This is a genomic window from Streptomyces sp. WAC03905, assembly GCF_057371075.1.
The window spans coordinates 6,432,112-6,448,491 of sequence record NZ_JBXYDZ010000003.1 but is presented as its reverse complement, the minus strand read 5'-3'; the positions used below and the strand labels follow the sequence as shown (position 1 = coordinate 6,448,491).

The 16,380-nt window shown below is 72.8% G+C and carries 14 protein-coding genes; 3 read left to right on the top strand and 11 right to left on the bottom strand.

Features of this window, described 5'->3' with window-relative positions; genetic code table 11:
- Positions 1-103: 103 nt before the first annotated feature.
- Together AC2RP6_RS31680 and AC2RP6_RS31675 are read right to left on the bottom strand one after the other, a co-directional pair.
- Positions 104-1,732 carry an amidohydrolase gene (locus AC2RP6_RS31680; protein ID WP_486449270.1) on the bottom strand — a complete coding sequence of 543 codons (1,629 nt, stop codon included), beginning with the start codon at positions 1,730-1,732 and terminating at the stop codon, positions 104-106.
- Positions 1,733-1,790: 58 nt separating this feature from the next.
- Complete coding sequence (locus AC2RP6_RS31675) at positions 1,791-2,231, bottom strand: Lrp/AsnC family transcriptional regulator (RefSeq protein WP_030663734.1); 441 nt, start codon at positions 2,229-2,231, stop codon at positions 1,791-1,793.
- A 216-nt stretch (positions 2,232-2,447) separates the two neighbouring features.
- On the opposite strand from AC2RP6_RS31675, the gene AC2RP6_RS31670 reads away from it, so the two are divergent.
- The gene (locus AC2RP6_RS31670; RefSeq protein ID WP_486449269.1) at positions 2,448-2,918 is read left to right on the top strand and encodes a hypothetical protein; all 471 of its coding nucleotides are present in this window, start codon (positions 2,448-2,450) and stop codon (positions 2,916-2,918) included.
- A 19-nt stretch (positions 2,919-2,937) separates the two neighbouring features.
- Here AC2RP6_RS31670 and AC2RP6_RS31665 read toward each other — a convergent pair whose 3' ends face one another.
- The 9 genes from AC2RP6_RS31665 to AC2RP6_RS31625 all read right to left on the bottom strand — a co-directional run bounded on the left by AC2RP6_RS31665 (position 2,938) and on the right by AC2RP6_RS31625 (position 13,303).
- Positions 2,938-4,029 (bottom strand): phosphotransferase family protein, encoded by a 1,092-nt coding sequence (locus tag AC2RP6_RS31665; protein ID WP_486449268.1) that lies wholly within the window; start codon positions 4,027-4,029, stop codon positions 2,938-2,940.
- Between the two features lie 45 nt (positions 4,030-4,074).
- Positions 4,075-5,208 carry an Rv3169 family protein gene (locus tag AC2RP6_RS31660; protein ID WP_486449267.1) on the bottom strand — a complete coding sequence of 378 codons (1,134 nt, stop codon included), beginning with the start codon at positions 5,206-5,208 and terminating at the stop codon, positions 4,075-4,077.
- Positions 5,209-5,924: 716 nt separating this feature from the next.
- Positions 5,925-6,794 carry an IS3 family transposase gene (locus tag AC2RP6_RS31655; protein WP_486449266.1) on the bottom strand — a complete coding sequence of 290 codons (870 nt, stop codon included), beginning with the start codon at positions 6,792-6,794 and terminating at the stop codon, positions 5,925-5,927.
- Positions 6,791-7,087: a transposase gene (locus tag AC2RP6_RS31650; protein ID WP_486449265.1), complete on the bottom strand. Its 297-nt coding sequence runs from the start codon at positions 7,085-7,087 to the stop codon at positions 6,791-6,793. Before AC2RP6_RS31650 ends, AC2RP6_RS31655 begins: the two co-directional genes overlap by 4 nt.
- 1,910 nt (positions 7,088-8,997) lie before the next feature.
- Positions 8,998-10,170: an acyl-CoA dehydrogenase gene (locus AC2RP6_RS31645; RefSeq protein WP_486449264.1), complete on the bottom strand. Its 1,173-nt coding sequence runs from the start codon at positions 10,168-10,170 to the stop codon at positions 8,998-9,000.
- Positions 10,171-10,316: 146 nt separating this feature from the next.
- A complete protein-coding gene (locus AC2RP6_RS31640) occupies positions 10,317-11,006 on the bottom strand; it encodes a TetR/AcrR family transcriptional regulator (protein ID WP_486449263.1) in 690 nt (229 codons plus the stop codon).
- 95 nt (positions 11,007-11,101) lie between these two features.
- Positions 11,102-11,260, bottom strand: a complete 159-nt coding sequence (locus tag AC2RP6_RS31635) for an SCO1431 family membrane protein (protein WP_486449262.1) — start codon at positions 11,258-11,260, stop codon at positions 11,102-11,104.
- Between the two features lie 148 nt (positions 11,261-11,408).
- Positions 11,409-11,840, bottom strand: a complete 432-nt coding sequence (locus AC2RP6_RS31630) for an SPW repeat protein (protein ID WP_486449261.1) — start codon at positions 11,838-11,840, stop codon at positions 11,409-11,411.
- A gap of 98 nt (positions 11,841-11,938) precedes the next feature.
- A complete protein-coding gene (locus tag AC2RP6_RS31625; RefSeq protein ID WP_486449260.1) occupies positions 11,939-13,303 on the bottom strand; it encodes a peptidase C39 family protein in 1,365 nt (454 codons plus the stop codon).
- A 107-nt stretch (positions 13,304-13,410) separates the two neighbouring features.
- Between AC2RP6_RS31625 and AC2RP6_RS31620 the strand changes: the two genes are divergently transcribed.
- Positions 13,411-14,046 (top strand): uridine kinase family protein, encoded by a 636-nt coding sequence (locus AC2RP6_RS31620; RefSeq protein ID WP_486449259.1) that lies wholly within the window; start codon positions 13,411-13,413, stop codon positions 14,044-14,046.
- A gap of 389 nt (positions 14,047-14,435) precedes the next feature.
- Positions 14,436-16,367 carry an AAA family ATPase gene (locus AC2RP6_RS31615; protein ID WP_486449258.1) on the top strand — a complete coding sequence of 644 codons (1,932 nt, stop codon included), beginning with the start codon at positions 14,436-14,438 and terminating at the stop codon, positions 16,365-16,367.
- Positions 16,368-16,380: the final 13 nt, after the last annotated feature.

Genomic DNA, 16,380 nt, shown 5'->3' with positions numbered 1-16,380 from the left:
CGGGCGCGCTGAGCAGACGGATCCGTCCGGCACGACGTCCTGTGGTGGACCCGGCCGAACCTATCCGGGTCCGACCGCCCGCACCGAACCGAGGCCGACCGGATCACCCCTGTGGGCGTACGAATACCTCCCGCCCGCCGACGACGGTCGCGAGGCACACCGGCAGTTCGGATCCGGGGGTGAGATCGGGCAGTCCCGGAGTGCCCGAACGGGGGTCGGTGGACCAGCGGGCCACCCGGTCGTCCGGCGCCTGGACGACCAGTTCCCCGGTCCGCCAGACCGCGTAGTCGGCCGGCGCGCCCGGGACGAGGACGCCCGCGTCGTCACGGCCCAGCGCCCGCCAGCCACCCCGGGTGTGCGCGGTGAAGGCCGCCCGCACCGACACCCGGTGCTCCGGCGTCCGGTGGAAGGCCGCCGCACGGACCGTGCCCCACGGGTCGAGCGGGGTCACCGGCGCGTCCGAACCGAAAGCGAGGGGCACCCCCGCCTTCAGCATGGCCGCGTACGGGTTGAGGGTGCGGGCCCGGTCGGCCCCCAGCCGGTCCGCGTACATCCCGTCCTCGCCGCCCCAGGCCGCGTCGAAGGCCGGCTGCACCGAAGCGGTGAGCCCCAGCTCCGCGAAGGCGGCGATCGTGGCCGGGGTCATCATCTCGGCGTGCTCCACGCGGTGCCGGGCCGCGCGGACCCGGGCCGCGCCGACCTTCTCGGCAGCCGCCCGGACACCCTCGACCACCGCGGTGATCGCCGCGTCGCCGATGGCGTGGAAGCCCGCCTGGAGCCCCTCCTCGGTGCAGGCCGCCACGTGCTCGGCGACGGCGACCGCGTCCAGGTACTCCGTACCCGTGTGCGCGGCGTCGGCGTACGGGGCGTGCAGGCAGGCGGTGTGCGAGCCCAGGGCGCCGTCCACGAACAGGTCACCCGCGGCCCCGACGGCCCCCAGCTCCCGGGCCAGGTCCAGGTCCCGGTCCGCCCAGTACCCGAACACGCGCGGCCCGGGCCGCTCCGCCGCCAGGGCGAGCAGGCCCGTGAAGTCCTCGGCGGAGGAGATGTCGGGCCCGCCGCACTCGTGCACGGACCCGATACCGAGGGAGGCCGCCCGGTCCAGCGCCGCCCGCTGCGCCTCGGCGCGCTGGGCGGGGGTGACCGCGGCGAACGCGGCCCGCCGGACGGCGTGGTGGTCGTCGGCGGTCAGCGGCCGGTCCCCGTCGGGGCGCACCGCGGGGACCAGGTCGAGCAGGGCGGTGGTGACCACGGCCGAGTGGACGTCGATGCGGCTGAGGTACAGGGGACGGCCGCCGGCGGCGGCGTCGAGTTCGGCGCGGTGCGGGGCGCGGCGTTCCGGCCAGCGGGCGGCGTCCCAGCCGTGCCCGAGCAGGACCCGGTCGCCGGGCCGGCTCGCGGCGTAGGCCCGTACCAGGTCCAGCGCGTCGGCCAGCGACCCCGCTCCGGTGAGGTCCAGCCCGGTCAGGGCCAGGCCCGCGGAGGTCGTGTGGACGTGGGCGTCGGTGAAGGCGGGCGTGACGAGCGCGCCGCCGAGATCGACGACCTCGTCGACGCCCTGCGCGAAGGCGTCGGCCGCGCCCTCGGAACCGACCCAGGCGACATGGCCGCGCTCGACGACCATGGCCGTGGCGAAGGGATCGGCGGGGCTGTGTACCTCGCCCCCGCGGAGGAGGACGGTCCTGGTCGGTGCTCCGGCGGCTTCGGCGGAGTGGGCGGTGCGGTCAGTCATGCCGACCAGTGTCCCGCGTCGCCCCACCCCGCCCGACCGCCGGGTACCCCCCGGCGGGTCACACGCGGGGCGGGCGCGCCTCGTAGGGGGTGGAGAGGACCACGGTCGTCCGGGTCGCGACGTGGGCGAGGGCCCGCAGCCGGCCCAGGAGGTCCTCCAGCTCCAGCGGGGTGGCGACGCGCACCTTGAGGATGTAGTTCTCGTCGCCCGCGACGCTGTGACAGGCCTCGATCTCGGGTACGCCGGACAGCCGGTCGGCGATGTCGTCCGGGGCGCTCGGGTCGAAGGGCTTGACCGAGATGAATGCCGTCAGCGGCAGGCCGACGGCCTCCGGGTCGACCACGGCCGCGTAGCCGCGGATCACCCCGCGCTGCTCCAGACGGCGTACCCGCTGATGGACTGCCGACGTGGACAGTCCCGTGGCCTTGCCCAGATCCGTGTAGCTCATCCGCCCGTCCCGCACGAGCAGATCCACGATCTGGCGGTCCAGCTCCTCCATTGCGCTCATAGCCGCTCAACTTACGGCCAAAGGCACTCCAGGCCCAGTGCTGTCCGCCCACTGGAGGCATCTGCGCCGGGCATGTGACCAAGGCCACAGGGGTATGCAGGTGGAGGCTGGTCTGTTGTGGTTACTCGTGACGCTCGACGGGAAGTGGTTGCTGTGGCCGAGGCCGAAGCGCCAGCCCGCCCGGCCCACCCAAGGGGGAGTACATCCATGCCGAACACCCAGCGCGCCGGTCGCATCGAACCGGAGCCTCTCGAACCGCCCGACTCCGGGGACGACGCCTACCCCGAGGACGGCGAATACCTCGCCGACGGCGAGGGGTTCGAGATCCACCACGCGATCTGCCCCGACTGCGGCCAGTCGATCGCCCTCGTCGCCGACGAGGAGTACCTGCCGCAGCACGCGCTCTGCCTGACCCCGTGGAACCCCTTCGGCCTCACCGTGTGCGCCGGCACCGGCCGGCCCGCCGCCGACGCCCTCCCCTCCGTGGGCGCGCACCCGTCGGCCGAGGCGCACGAGTTCGACCCGTTCGCCCTGCCGGCCCTGCCCCAGGGCCTGGACTGGCGTACGCAGCCGTTCTCGCACGTCGGCGGGCCGGGCTCGCGTCCGGTCCGCGTCGTGCGCCCCGTGCTGCCGCAGCCGCAGGCCCAGACGCGCCAGCAGCACGCCCAGGCGGCCTGAGACCGCCCGGGCGGGCCGCCTACCAGTACGTGCCCTGCACCATGGCCGCCAGGCTGGCGTGGTGCAGGATCAGGCCGTCCGGGTCGCCCGGCACCTCGACCTCGCCGAAGTGGGCCTGCCGGTAGGCGATGCGCAGCATGACGATCGCGTGCCGCAGGGCGGCGTAGAGGGTGTGGAACTCCATGTCCCGCGGGGTGTGGCCGGTCAGCTCGGCGTAGCGGCACTCCACGTCCTCGCGGCGCAGGAAGTCCGGCAGGCCGGGCTGGCCGAAGCCCACCGTGAGGTCCTGGAAGAACCGGTGGAGATAGACGGTCCAGCCCAGGTCGACCTCGCGCGGTGCGTACGCCGCCATCTCCCAGTCCAGGACGGCCACCGGTGTGAAACCGTCGTAGACGACGTTGCCGATCCGGGCGTCGCCCCAGTTCAGGACGGCCGGACCCTCGTCGGACGGCCACAGCTCCTCCAGGCGCGCGAAGGCCCGCTCGATCAGCGGTGAGGGGGCGAGACCGCCCACCACCCAGGCGTAGTAGGCGCGTTGGGCGTCCACGTGCCGGCGCAGCGGGCTGCCCTCCCCCTCGGGCAGCAGGAACGCGGCCTCCTCGGCCGGGAACTGGTCGTGCAGCCGGGCCAGCAGCGAGATGCTCGCCTCCTGGAGCGCGGCGCGCTCGGCGTCCGTCGCCGCGTGCAGCCAGTTGCCCTCGTAGGTGTAGGGCATGACGTCGGGCGGGACCCGGCCCTCCGCGCGGGCCATCACGAAGAACGGCGCCCCCAGCGGCCCGGGGTCCTCCTCCAGCCACTGCACGCGCGGAACCGGCAGGTCCGTGTGCGCGGCCACCAGGCTCAGGACGCGGTGCTGGCGCGGCATGTCGTACGTCGGGAAGACGGTGTAGGCCGCCGGGTCGGCAGCGAGCCGCAGCGCGCAGGCACGCAGCGGGGTGTCCGGGTGCTCTATGTCGAAGAGCAGCGTCTCGCTGGACATCCCGTTCGAGCCGGGGACGGAGACGTTGGTGACCTTCGCCCCGGGGAGCCGGCTGTCGAGCCAGGCGGCCAGTCGCCGGCCGAGTTCCTCGGGCTCTCGGGTGGAGGTGCGCGGACGTGGTGCGGTGGCCATGGGTACCCCTTCTCCTGCTCGGACGTGGACCTGGACGCGCGGGGCCTACGGGGCGACGGAGGCGTGGTCGGCGAAACCGCTCGGGTCGTGGCGGCCGAAGGTGCCGTGCTCGAAGATGCCGTGCCCGGTCTGCCCGTCGAGGGTGAAGCGGGCCGAGTGGTCGGTGACCCCGAAGGCGGCCATGGGGTGGGCGGCGGGGTGGGAGAGGTCGTAGACACGCCGGTCGCACCAGCCGCGCCCCTGCCAGGTGCCGTGCTGCCAGTCGGCCGCGGGCGGGTAGCCGGCGCCGACGGCGAGCGGTGAGGAGTTGAGGATCTCCACGCCGAGTTCGAGGGGCTTGCGGGACGGGTCGGTCAGGTGGACGACGGCGCGCTCGGGGTGCCGGCTGCCGGAGCGGTAGCGGATCTCGGTGTGCGGCCAGCCGAGCTGGACGTCCGGGCGGCCGCTGCCTTCGGGGAAGACCTGCACGGCCTCGCTCAGGGTGCGGTGGCCGTCGGCGTCCTCCTGGGCGATGACCATGACGAAGCGGTCCGCGAACCGGACCGGGATCCAGAGCCAGTGGAAGCCGTCGGGGCGGTGCTCCTCGGCCGCCCTGCCCCCTTCCTCACCGGGGATGGGGCGTACGCCCCAACTGCGGTCCCGCGTACCGGTCCACTCCCCCGACGTCAGCGTGAACTCCTCGCCCTTCGCGCGGATCGTTCCGGTGACGTTGCCCGCCTGGACGAAGCGGCGCCCCTCCAGCATGAGGCGGTCCCCGCGCCGCTGGACGTGGTGGGGCTCCCACACGGCGGGGAACTCCGCGGTCCAGGTGATGTCGTACGAGAGTCCCTGCGGGTCGTCGGAATCGGGGGCGCAGCGCAGCGTGAGCCGGCGGAGCGGCACGTCGACGACGATCGAGAGGGGACCCACCGAAAGGTTCATGCGGTCGTCGGTGAGGGCGTCGGAGGCCCGGACCGCGAGGAGTTCGTCGCCGATGCGGAGGGTGGCGTAGGCGTCGATCACGCCGGCGTTGGGGTAGACGCCGAGGCCGAGGATCAGGACCGCGCGGCCGGCGTGGTCGAAGACGTGGAAGATGCACCGGTCGTAGGCGTTCCGGTCGCCGCTGACGAGGTGCTTCATCGAGAGGGGGGCCTGGTGGACGGGGTACTCGTCGAGGGCGACGGGCCGGTCTACGGACATGACGGACCTCCGGGTCGGCGAACATCGGGGGGGCGGGGCGGGGGCTTCGGGGGCTCGGGGCTGGGCTTCGGGGCCGGGCTTCGGGGCTGGGCTTCCGGGCTGGGCTTCGGGGGCGGCGCAAGCGGATATGACGGTACGTCAGAAACACCCGCAACGGCCACCCTTCTGGCACGGTCTGACACGAGGGCACGAAGTGGCGGGACGGGGGCTTCGGGAGGCTCGGGGGCGGGACCACCCGGACGGGACCGCGAGCCACGGCGGGGCTCCGGGAGGCGGCATCCACTCGACCGGCACCACCAGACCAGGGCGGGGGCTCCGGCAGCGGCGAACACCCGGACGGCACCACCAGACCAGGGCGGGGCTCCGGGAGGGACGGGATCCAATCGACCGGCATCGGAGACGTCCTGGGGTTTCCCGTCAGTCCCATCGTCTTCCGTGTCGGGCCGGCCCCTCAAGGGCGCTCCCTGCGGTCGCGTCGCTTCGCGATGGCCTTCGGCCACCCTTGACCGCCCGTCCCGCCACGGAAAGTCGAGGACTGCCAGGAAGCCCCCAGAAGAACGGGCCGGGCCATCGATCAAGGGACGGGCGGTCGGAGACACCCAGCGGGGCCAGGGGTGCGCACCACATCGCTACGCGCTCCTCAACGACGGCGTCAGCGATCCGTCTGGGGCGGGGCTGGGGTTGTTCCTGTTTGGCGGACAGGTTGTTTGTGTTGGTCAGGCTGCGGTGTTTTCGTATTCGGCTGGGCTTTGGTAGCCGAGGCTGGAGTGGAGTCTGCGGGTGTTGTACCAACCCTCGATGTAGTCGAAGATCGCGGATCGGGCGACCGATCGGCTGTGCCATCTGCGTTGGCTGACCAGCTCGTTCTTGAGTGTGGCGAAGAAGGATTCGGCGAGGGCGTTGTCCCAGCAGACGCCGGTGCGTCCGACGGAGAGTCGGATGTCGTGGGTAGCGGCGAGGGCGGCGAAGGCCTGGCTGGTGTATTGGCTGCCGCGGTCGGAGTGGAAGACGACCGGTCCTTGGGGTTGCCGTTGATGGCAGGCGGCGTTAAGGGCGTCCGCGGCCAGCTGGGTGCCCAGGTGATCGGAGGTGGACCAGCCGACGACGCGCCGGGAGGCGATGTCGATCACGGTGGCGAGGTAGAGCCAGCCCTCACCGGTCGGAATGTAGGTGATGTCGCCGCACCAGCGGGTGTCGACGGCCTCCGGGTCGGGCTGGAAGTTGCGTCGGACCAGGTCGGGGCGGGTTTGCGCGTCGGGGTCGGGAATGGTGGTGCGGTGTCCGCGCCTGCGGTGCCGGCCGGCCAGGCCAGCGGCCCGCATGAGGCGCGCGACCCGGCGCCGGCCGCAGGCGTGGCCGTCCCGCAGGAGAACGGCGTGGACGCGCGGGGCTCCGTAGAGGCCGCGGGAACGGGCGTGGACTTCGATGATCCGGGCGCTCAGCTCGGCGTCGCGAACGGCCCGGGGGCCGGGGACGGAGCTTCGGCGGGCGTAGTAGGCGGACCGGTAGACCTTCATCAGCTCACACGCCCGTTTGACGCTGTGACCTGCCTGCTTCTCCGCCTCGATGAACGGATCAACCGTCACCGGGTCCCCCTCGCGAAGAAAGCCGTGGCCCGCTTGAGGATCTCGATGTCCTCCCGCAGGCGGCGGTTCTCCCGCCGCAACTCTGCAAGCTCGGCGCGTTCGTCACGCTCGAGGGTCTTGTGCTGATGGCTTTCGTCGGCCTGGGCAAGCCACAACCGCACGGCGGTCTCGGTCAGGTCGAAGTCCTTGACCACCTCGGGCACCGACCGGTCACCCCGCAGACACAACTCCACGATCTCGGCCTTGAAATCGGCCGTGAACTGCCGCCTGGGCCGCGGCTTCTTCTTCGGCATGTTCTCCATCATGGACACCCCTCCCCGGGCGCGAGCCCAGATCTCGGATGTCCGCCAAACAGGAACAACCTCAGGGCATAAGCCGCCACCAATCGCTACGCGCTCCTCAACGACGGCGTCAGCGATCCGTCTGGGGCGGGGCAGGGGCCGCCATCGACCGCTACGCGCTCCTCGACGACGGCGTCAGCGGGCACCTGTGGCTGGCCATAAGCCGCCACCAATCGCTCCGCGCTCCTCAATCACGCGTCTGCGATCCGTCTGGGGCGGGGCAGGGGCCGCCATCGACCGCTACGCGCTCCTCGACGACGGCGTCAGCGGGCACCAGTGGCTGGCCATAAGCCGCCACCAATCGCTCCGCGCTCCTCAATCACGCGTCTGCGATCCGTCTGGGGCGGGGCAGGGGCCGCCATCGACCGCTAAGCGTTCCTTGGGACGGCGCCTGCGGGCCCCGTGGGCTAGGCATAGGCCGCCCTCGACGGCCGTGCCCTCTCGATCACGCGCCTGCAGTTCGCCTGTGGCGGGCGGCAGGCCGCAAAAACCTTTCCCCTTCTCCCCACGGATGGCGTCCGGTGCTTGTTCGTGGCCGGGAGGGGCGAAATCGGTGAGCGGGAGGACGATCCATCGACCCAGCCGATGCCAACCCCGGACAGAGTGATGGTGAGATCTCACCCGCCCGTACAGACAGGGGCAATAGGGGCAAGTTGCCGACACTCCGAGGTACCCACCCATCCAGACCTGGATTCGGATCGGTCCAGCCGTCATCTGACCCTCGCCCACGCCGAGGGAGGGGCGGACGCCGCCCATGAGAGGTATTGGAAGGTTTCTGCGGCCTGCGGCCTGCCCTGGACGAACTGCGGACGCGTAATGGAGGAGCGCACGGCAATCGCCTGGCGGCCCGTATCCAACCCACGGGACCTGCAGACGCCGTCCCACATGAGCACGTAGTAATTGGTGGCGGCCTATGCCCAGCCCACGGGGCCTGCGGACGCCGTCCCGCAAGAGCACGTGGTGATTGGTGGCGGCCAAAACCCAGCCCACGGAACCTGCGGACGCCGTCCCGCAGGAGCACGCAGCGATCAGTGGCGGTCTATGCCCAGCCCACGGAACCTGCGGACGCCGTCTCGCAGGAGCACGCAGCGATCAGTGGCGGCTTATGACCAGCCACAGTGGCCCGCGGACGCCACCCGACAGGAGCGCGTAGCGATCTGGGGCGCACCCCGAGCACCGGCCCGCATCTGAGATCTGCCCGTCCCTGGAACGGAACGCCCGGCCCGTTCTTCTGGGGGCTTCCCGACAGTCCTCGACTTTCCGTGGCGGGACGGGCGGTCAAGGGTGGCCGGAGGCCATCGCGTAGCGACGCGACCGCAGGGAGCGCCCTTGAGGGGCCGGCCCGACACGGAAGACGATGGGACTGACGGGAAACCCCAGGACGTCTCTGATGCCGCCCGGCCGGGACCCCGATACCCGAAGCCCCCGCCCCGCAAGCAACCGCCCTCCGCCACCGACGCCGCCGCGGCTGACGGGCGCCGGGCCGCCGGGGTGGAGGTCCCGGGTGCGCGGGTGTCCGTACCCCCGGGGAACCCTCGAACGGATACCCGTAGCGCCCGGGCGATTACCCGTGGCTTCGGTCCCGCGTTGGCCGTGCATGAGCACGCTTCAGTCTTCAACGGGCCGAAGGCGCCGTCCGATGCCGCCGCATTTCGAAGAATCGGTTCAGCGTCCGCTTCGGCGTGAGCCGCCGCGCGAGCAGCAGGCGCCGGATCCGCCGATCTACCGGGACCTGCTGGCCCGGTGGGCCGATGCCGGGAGGACGCTGCCCGGACGACGGGACCCGGAGTGGTCCCGCCTCACGTCCTCCCCGGTCTGGCCCTCCACGAGCAGCGGGCTGTACTGACCCGCCCGGGACCGCGTCAGCGCGTCTCGGGTCCGGCCAGGTGGCGGGCGATGACCATGCGCTGGATCTGGTTGGTGCCCTCGACGATCTGGAGCACCTTCGCCTCGCGCATCAGGCGCTCGACGGGGAAGTCCGCGGTGTAGCCGTAGCCGCCGAGGATCTGCACCGCGTCCGTGGTGACGGCCATCGCCGCATCAGTGCAGAACAGCTTGGCCATGGCCGCCTGCCGGGAGAACGGCTTGCCCGCGTCCCGCAGCCGCGCGGCAGCGAGGTACAGCGCCCGGCCCGCCTCGATCTTGGTGGCCATGTCGGCCAGCATGAACCGCAGCCCCTGGAAGTCCGCGATCGGGTGCCCGAACTGCTTGCGGTCCAGCGCGTACGTGAGCGCCTCGTCGAGCGCCGCCTGGGCGACGCCGATGGCGCAGGCGGCGATGCCCAGCCGTCCCGCGTCGAGCGCGGCCAGGGCGATGGAGAAGCCCTGCCCCTCCTCGCCGATGCGGCGGGAGTCGGGTACGCGGACGCCGTCGAAGTGCAGCTGGGCGGTGGGCGAGCCCTTCATGCCCATCTTCTTCTCGGGCACGGCCGCGGTCAGCCCCTCGGCGTCCCCGGGGACCAGGAAGGCGGTGATGCCCTTGGGGCCCTCGACGCCGGTCCGGGCCAGGACGGTGTAGAAGTCGGCGACGCCGCCGTGGGTGATCCACGCCTTCGTGCCGGTGATGACCCAGTCGTCGCCGTCGCGGACCGCCTTGGTGGTGAGCGAGGCGGCGTCGGAACCGGCGGCCGGCTCGGAGAGGCAGTACGCGCCCAGCAGGCCGCCGCCGAGCATCGCGGGCAGGTGCGCGCCCTGCTGCTCCTTGGTGCCGTAGCCGGCGAGGCCGTGGCAGGCGAGGGAGTGCACGCTGACGCCGAGGCCGACGGTGAGGCGGGCGGCGGCCAGCTCTTCCAGGACCTGCAGGTAGACCTCGTACGGCTGCTCGCCGCCGCCGTGCTCGCCGGGGTAGGGCAGGCCCAGCAGCCCGGCCTCGGAGAGCAGCGTGAAGACCTCTCGGGGGAAGCGTCCGGCGTCCTCCTCCTCGGCGGCCCGGGGGCGGATCTCGCGCTGGGCGATCTCGCGGACGAGGGCGAGGAGGTCGCGGGACTCCTCGGTGGGCAGCTGTCGGTCCACCGGCTGCGGGGCGCGGTCGTTCATGGCGGCGCTCTCCTCCATCTCGGGCACGGCGGCGACGCGCGAGGTGTGGGACGCGCCGCCGGGTCTCGGGCTCTGTACAGCCGATGCTGCCCTCCCGGGTCACGGAAGGGGCTGTTCAGCGGCTGCGGCGGCTTGAGTATGCCCGATCAGGGGCTTCCCGTCACCGGGGCAAGATCATCAGCAGGTTCGGACGGCTCTTGGGCGCCGGGAGGTGCCGGACACTCCGGGGCGAACTCCTCGATCACCGCCAATGTCGCGCGCAGCTGGCGTACCAGCAGGGCTCCGAGCCGGGCGCGTCCGGGCCGGTCCGGGGCGCTCGGCCCGCCGATCCATTCCAGGGTGGTCCCTTCGACCGCGGAGAGCCAGCCCACGAGGGCGAGGCGGGCGATCGGGGGGAGGTCGCGGTGTCCGTACGCGCCGTCGGCGATGGCGTTGACCAGTTCCTCGCGCACGGCGTCGCGGAGGGCGAGCACCTCGGCGTCGCATCCGACGCCGCCGGTGACGATGGTGCGGTAGGCGGCGTGGTGGTGCTCGGCGTAGTGGAGGTAGCCGTCGATGGTGCGGCGGACGCGCTCGGCGCCGGGGAGGCCGGTGTCGTCGCCGGCGCGGGCGAGGAGTCCGGCGACGGAGTCCTCGACGATGGCGAGGTAGTAGCCGCGCTTGCTCTTGAAGTAGTAGTAGACCAGCCCTTTGGCGACGCCCGCCTGCTGGGCGATGTCGTCCATGGAGAGCGCGTCGTAGGGGGTGTCGGCGAACAACGTGCGGCCGATGGCTATGAGTTCGGCCCGGCGTACCTGTGAGCGTCCGGTCGTTGCGCGCTGCTGACTGTTGTTCACGTCCGGCCCCAGCCTCGAACTGCCACAGGATGCCGGAAGTATGGCAGACCTGCGTGCTGCGGCCGGCGGGCCCGGGGGCGGCTACCGGGCGGGCGTCAGAACCAGCCCACCTGGGTGACGAACATGGCGACGACGACCACGAGGGTCCAGCCGAGTACGTGCTCCAGCCAGGCGGAGTCCTCCTTGGGGCCCCCGGTGCGGACGAGGTTTCCGGCGGGTGCGGGTGCGGTCGGGGCGGCGGTGTCGGCAGTCATGGTGTCCAATGTGCCAGCGTTCGCGGCATTCGCGGTAGAGACGTGGGTCACTGGTGGCGCACCTCACGCGGCCGGGCCCCGGCCGCTCCGGCGGGTGCGCGGTGCGGTCGGGGCCCGGCGGCGTTTGGTTCCGGCGCCGCCTTCCGGGTCAGACCCGGGTGTCGCGGTTGCGTCCGGCCATGGCCGCCATCGCGAGGCCGAGGCAGAGGGCTACGCAGCCCGTGATCACGTTGCTGACCACGGAGCGCGTCACGTCCATCTCGCCGGCGATGGCCCAGGGCGCGATGATCGTCCAGGCGCCCAGGACGACCGCCGTCCACGCCATGGCGTGGGTGCGTTCGTAGGCGGATCCCAGCCCGCCCATGCACAGGCAGAACGCCAGGCCGACGATCAGGTTGTTGATCGCCAGTGGGGTCAGGACGCTGAATCCCGCGATCCACGGCGAGGCGGCCAGGTACAGGCCGGTTATCAGGGCCAGCGCCTCCACTGCCTGTGCGCGGGGGGTGCTGGTCACCCGCTCGAACCGGGTGCGCATCTCGGCGAGGTCGGGGTGGTGCTCGATGCTGGGATGGGTGGTCATGGCGGGCCGCCTCCTATGAGAAGCCTTTATGTGCCATTTACCCCATAATATTCCGCTCACCCCGCCCGCCTGGTCAACGGGTAATTTCGCCGCGGCCCTCAGAGCACGCCCACGCTCCGCAGGGCGAGGATCTGGGCCGCGGTCGGCAGCGCGGGGGCGTACAGGTAGCAGACGCCTCCGCTGCCGGAGGCGACCTTCCCGGTGGTCGTCGTGCGCTGGGTGCGCAGCCAGACGTTCTCCCATTCGGCGCGCCGGTAGACACGGCGGACGGACGGGTTGTCGCGCGCGTGGGGGTCGTTGACGACCACGTCCCCCGCGGCCGTGAAACCGATGACGACCATGAGGTGGCCGGCCGTGCTGTAGCCCGCGCCCGTCAGCTCGTCGGCGCGGAAGGACGTGGAGGTGATCACGGGGAGGCCGGCGCGCACCACGGCCTCCAGGTCGGTCAGCGACGCGAGGCGGGTGACGACTCCGGCGAGGCCGCTGTAGGTGGCGGCGTAGGCGGCGTTGAAGGACCAGTTGCCGCAGCCCTTGTAGGCGGCGTCGTAGGTGGAGCGGGCGGCGTGACAGACCTGCGGGTCGGAGTAGGTGGGGTCGACCCAGGCCAGGGCGGCGGGATCGGCCCTGCGGCCGAAGTGCTCGATGACCATCTGGGAGGAGGTGGGGCTGCACCAGGCCTCGCCGCCGTTGTCGTATTCGGGGTAGCGCCCGATGTGGGTCTGCTGCGAATAGCGCGGGACGGTCAGCTCGTGGGCGGCGCCGGAGGGGCGGGAGGCGGGGACGGTGGACCGGACGGGAACGGCGGAGACCATCGCGCCGGCGAGCCACACCGTGGGGCCGCCGGTGGCGCCCGGCCGGCGGTGGAGGGTCAGGCGCAGCTGCCAGCCGGCCATCCGCAGGCCCTCGGCCGCCGAGGACGCGCCGAGGGCGAGGGTGTCGGTCCAGACGGTGGAGCGGCCGTCGGTCTGGCCGTCCACCGAGGTGCGGCGGATGTCGGCGTCGCCGGAGGCCCACCGGCCCATCACGTACCAGGGGGTGACGGTGCCGTCGGTGTAGGTGGCGCGCAGCTCGACCTGGATCCAGGTGCCGGCGGGGGTGCGGGCGTTCCAGGAGGCGACGGCCTCGGTCCCGGGGACCGTGGAACGGTGCACCGGGGAGGTCCAGGTGGCGCACTCCCAGGTGCTCTTGCGGCCGGTGTGGGGGTCGGCGTACTCGGTGCGGCCGAGGGGGGTCGAGATCTGCAGGCCGGGGCGGGTGCCGGAGACGGCGGCGGTGCCGCGGTGGGTGCCGGCCAGCCAGTGGCCGTAGGCGTACCAGAAGCGGTTGTCGACGCCGGGGCCCTGTGCGCGGGGGGCGGGGGCGGCGGCCGCCGGGGCTCCGCCGCCGGGGACGGAGGCGGCGGCCGCGGTGGCGACGGCGAGCGCGGCGAGGAGTACGGCCCTGCGTGGCGTGGGTGCGGTCATCGCTGGTCCCCCGGGTGGGTCGGCGCTTGGGTGGTGTCACCCTTCCAGGTTCCCGGCGGCCGAAGGCCCAAGCCGGGGGTCGTGTCGGGCTTGTCTACGCTGGTCGGGTGGAAACACACCAGTCACTTGAGTCACTCGCCCGGGAGCTCGCCGCCCTCCCGTGCTCCCTCGGCCCGGTGCGCCTGATCGGGATCGACGGGCACGCCGGATCCGGGAAGAGCACCTTCGCGGGGCGGCTCGCCGAGGCGCTGGGCGGGGCGCCCGTGCTGCACCTGGACGACGTGGCCAGCCACGAGGAGCTGTTCGGCTGGGAGGAGCGGCTGCGCGCGCAGGTGCTGGAGCCGCTGGCGGGCGGACGGCCCGCGCACTGGGCACCGTACGACTGGGTGGAGCGCCGCTTCGGGCCGGAGCGGGTGCTGGAGCCGGCGCCGGTGCTCCTGGTGGAGGGGGTCGGCGCCGGGCGGCGGGCGCTGCGCCCGCACCTGGCCCGGCTGCTGTGGATGGAGACCCCGCGGGCGGAGTCCTGGACGCGGGGCCGCCGCCGGGACGGGCGTGAACTGTCCGACTTCTGGGACGGGTGGGAGCGCGCGGAGCACGCGCACTTCTCCAGTGATCCTTCGCGCCCCTTCGCCGGCACCCTGGTACGCCAGAGCGGTACGGGATACGAGTGGTCTTCCGGGACCGGAGCGACGGCTGGAACCCCCGCTTCTGTCACCGACGGTGACGAACTCCCCCGGGCCTGAGGGGGCCCGGAAGTCCGCCCGGCCGGGCCCGCGCCGACCCGCTTGACCCGGGGCCCGCAGCGGCCTTACGTTCTCCATGCGGGGCCTTCACCGGTTACCGCGCACGCGGAGCCCCCGATTGTTCCCCCGTGATCGGGGGCTTCGTTCTGCCCGTGGACCCCCTCGGCACGGGCGGCGCACGGGCCATGCGGACCCCGGACGTTCACCCTGTGTCACCACTCCCGCCCGTGGCGCCCACCCGAACCGGAGCCCCCGCACCCTACGTAAGGTGCGAAAGCGCAGGTACGATGCAGCCCTGATTTCAGCGACGCCAGGCGGGGGCACCGGACAACTCGCGCGCTCGAAGCGGGGGTTGCCGCGCACCACGGGGCAGGCTTGTGGGGGACGTGATGGATTTCGGCACGCCGGGCAGCATGCACGCCCCGGCCGAACTCGCTTGGCTGCGAGGGGTCGACGCCTGCACCATGGGCGCCTACCCGCAGGCCGAGGAGGAGTTCCGGACGGCCGTGCGGCTCGACCCCTCGATGGCCGACGCGTGGCTGGGCCTGCACGCGCTCCGGGTCGACACGGGCAACGCCCTCTTACGCATGTACGCGCACCGGGACCGCTTCGGCGAGCAGCGCGGCCGGCACCGCAGGACGCTCAACTCCTGGTACTGGCTGGGCTGGTGGGTGCAACCGGTGCTGGAGAACCGGCGGGACCTGCTGCTGGCCCACGCCTCGCACTGGCTGGACGGCCGGCACGTGCCGGAGCTGGACCAGGCCCTCGCCGCGCTGCCGCCGGTGGACACCGACCCGCAGGTGCGGTTCCTGCACGCCTGCCGGGCCTATCTGGTCAAGGACTGGGAGCAGTTGGTCCGGCACACCGAGCCGCTGGTGAACGATCCGCTGCTGGGCATCGAGGCCGGGCTCTTCGGCGGTATGGCGCGGGTCCGGCTGGAGATGTACGGGCAGGCGGAGCCGATGCTGTCGGCCGCGCTGATGCGCTGCCGCAGCGAGCAGCCGCAGCGCAAGGAGCTGCGGTACTGGCTGGCCCGGGCGCACGAGGGCACGGGGCGCAGTGCGGCGGCGCTGCCGCTGTACCGGGCGGTGCACCGGGTGGACCCCTCCTTCATGGACATCGCGGCCCGGCTGACGGCCATCGAGGACGGCGACGACACCGACGGCATGGCCGATCTGGCCGGTCTGGCGGGGTATTCGGGGTACGGCGGGTACGCGGGCCACGGTCCGTCGCCGGTCGGCGGTGACTTCGCGGCGGTCGCCCTGGGCGGAGGCCCGCTGGGCGGGGGGCCCGTGCAGGACATCGCCGCGGACGGGCAGGTGGGCGCCGACCCGCTGGTGCCGCCGCCTCCCCCGCCGGGCCGGACGGAGGGCGTACGGCGCAGGGCGCCCGTCCCGCCGCAGGGCTCCGCGCAGGGGCTGCCGACGGGGCCGTCCGACCCCGCGGCGCTGGCCGAGGCGCTGGCGGAACTGGAGCGGATGGTGGGCCTGGAGCCCGTCAAGAGGCAGGTGAAGGCCCTCTCGGCGCAGCTGCACATGGCGCGGCTGAGGGCGGGCCAGGGGCTGCCGGTGCAGCCGCCGAAGCGGCACTTCGTGTTCTCGGGTCCCTCGGGGACCGGCAAGACGACGGTGGCACGGATCCTGGGCAGGGTCTTCTACGCGCTGGGGCTGCTCGGCGGGGACCATCTGGTGGAGGCCCAGCGGGCCGACCTGGTGGGCGAGTTCCTGGGGCAGACCGCGGTGAAGGCCAACGAGCTGATCGATTCGGCGATCGGCGGGGTGCTGTTCGTGGACGAGGCGTACTCGCTGTCGAACACGGGCTACAGCAAGGGCGACGCGTACGGCGACGAGGCGTTGCAGGTGCTGCTGAAGCGGGCCGAGGACAACCGGGACCACCTGGTGGTGATCCTGGCGGGCTACCCGGCCGGGATGGACCGGCTGCTGGCGGCGAACCCGGGACTGTCGTCCCGGTTCACCACGCGGGTGGACTTCCCCAGCTACAGGCCGCCGGAACTGACGGCGATCGGCGGCGTGCTGGCCGACGCGAACGGGGACCACTGGGACGAGGAGGCCCTGGAGGAGCTGCGCAGCATCAGCGGGCACGTGGTGGAGCAGGGCTGGATCGACGAGCTGGGCAACGGCCGTTTCCTGCGCACCCTGTACGAGAAGAGCTGCGCGTACCGGGACCTGCGGCTGGCGGGCTACGCGGGTGAGCCGTCGCGGGACGACCTGGCCACGCTGCGGCTGCCGGACCTCATGCAGGCGTACGGGGAGGTGCTGTCGGGCCGCGGGCCGCAGGAGCGGCCGGAGCCGCCCCTGTGACCTCGGCAGGGGC

Bases quoted from the DNA above. Each gene is read 5' to 3' on its own strand.
- AC2RP6_RS31630 (WP_486449261.1), bottom strand. From the start codon at position 11,840: ATGACCACCCATCCCAGCATCGAGCACCACCCCGACCTCGCCGAGATG.
- AC2RP6_RS31645 (WP_486449264.1), bottom strand. From the start codon at position 10,170: ATGAACGACCGCGCCCCGCAGCCGGTGGACCGACAGCTGCCCACCGAG.
- AC2RP6_RS31670 (WP_486449269.1), top strand. From the start codon at position 2,448: ATGCCGAACACCCAGCGCGCCGGTCGCATCGAACCGGAGCCTCTCGAA.
- AC2RP6_RS31675 (WP_030663734.1), bottom strand. From the start codon at position 2,231: ATGGAGGAGCTGGACCGCCAGATCGTGGATCTGCTCGTGCGGGACGGG.
- AC2RP6_RS31625 (WP_486449260.1), bottom strand. From the start codon at position 13,303: ATGACCGCACCCACGCCACGCAGGGCCGTACTCCTCGCCGCGCTCGCC.
- AC2RP6_RS31635 (WP_486449262.1), bottom strand. From the start codon at position 11,260: ATGACTGCCGACACCGCCGCCCCGACCGCACCCGCACCCGCCGGAAAC.
- AC2RP6_RS31680 (WP_486449270.1), bottom strand. From the start codon at position 1,732: ATGACTGACCGCACCGCCCACTCCGCCGAAGCCGCCGGAGCACCGACC.
- AC2RP6_RS31615 (WP_486449258.1), top strand. From the start codon at position 14,436: ATGGATTTCGGCACGCCGGGCAGCATGCACGCCCCGGCCGAACTCGCT.
- AC2RP6_RS31650 (WP_486449265.1), bottom strand. From the start codon at position 7,087: ATGCCGAAGAAGAAGCCGCGGCCCAGGCGGCAGTTCACGGCCGATTTC.
- AC2RP6_RS31660 (WP_486449267.1), bottom strand. From the start codon at position 5,208: ATGTCCGTAGACCGGCCCGTCGCCCTCGACGAGTACCCCGTCCACCAG.
- AC2RP6_RS31665 (WP_486449268.1), bottom strand. From the start codon at position 4,029: ATGGCCACCGCACCACGTCCGCGCACCTCCACCCGAGAGCCCGAGGAA.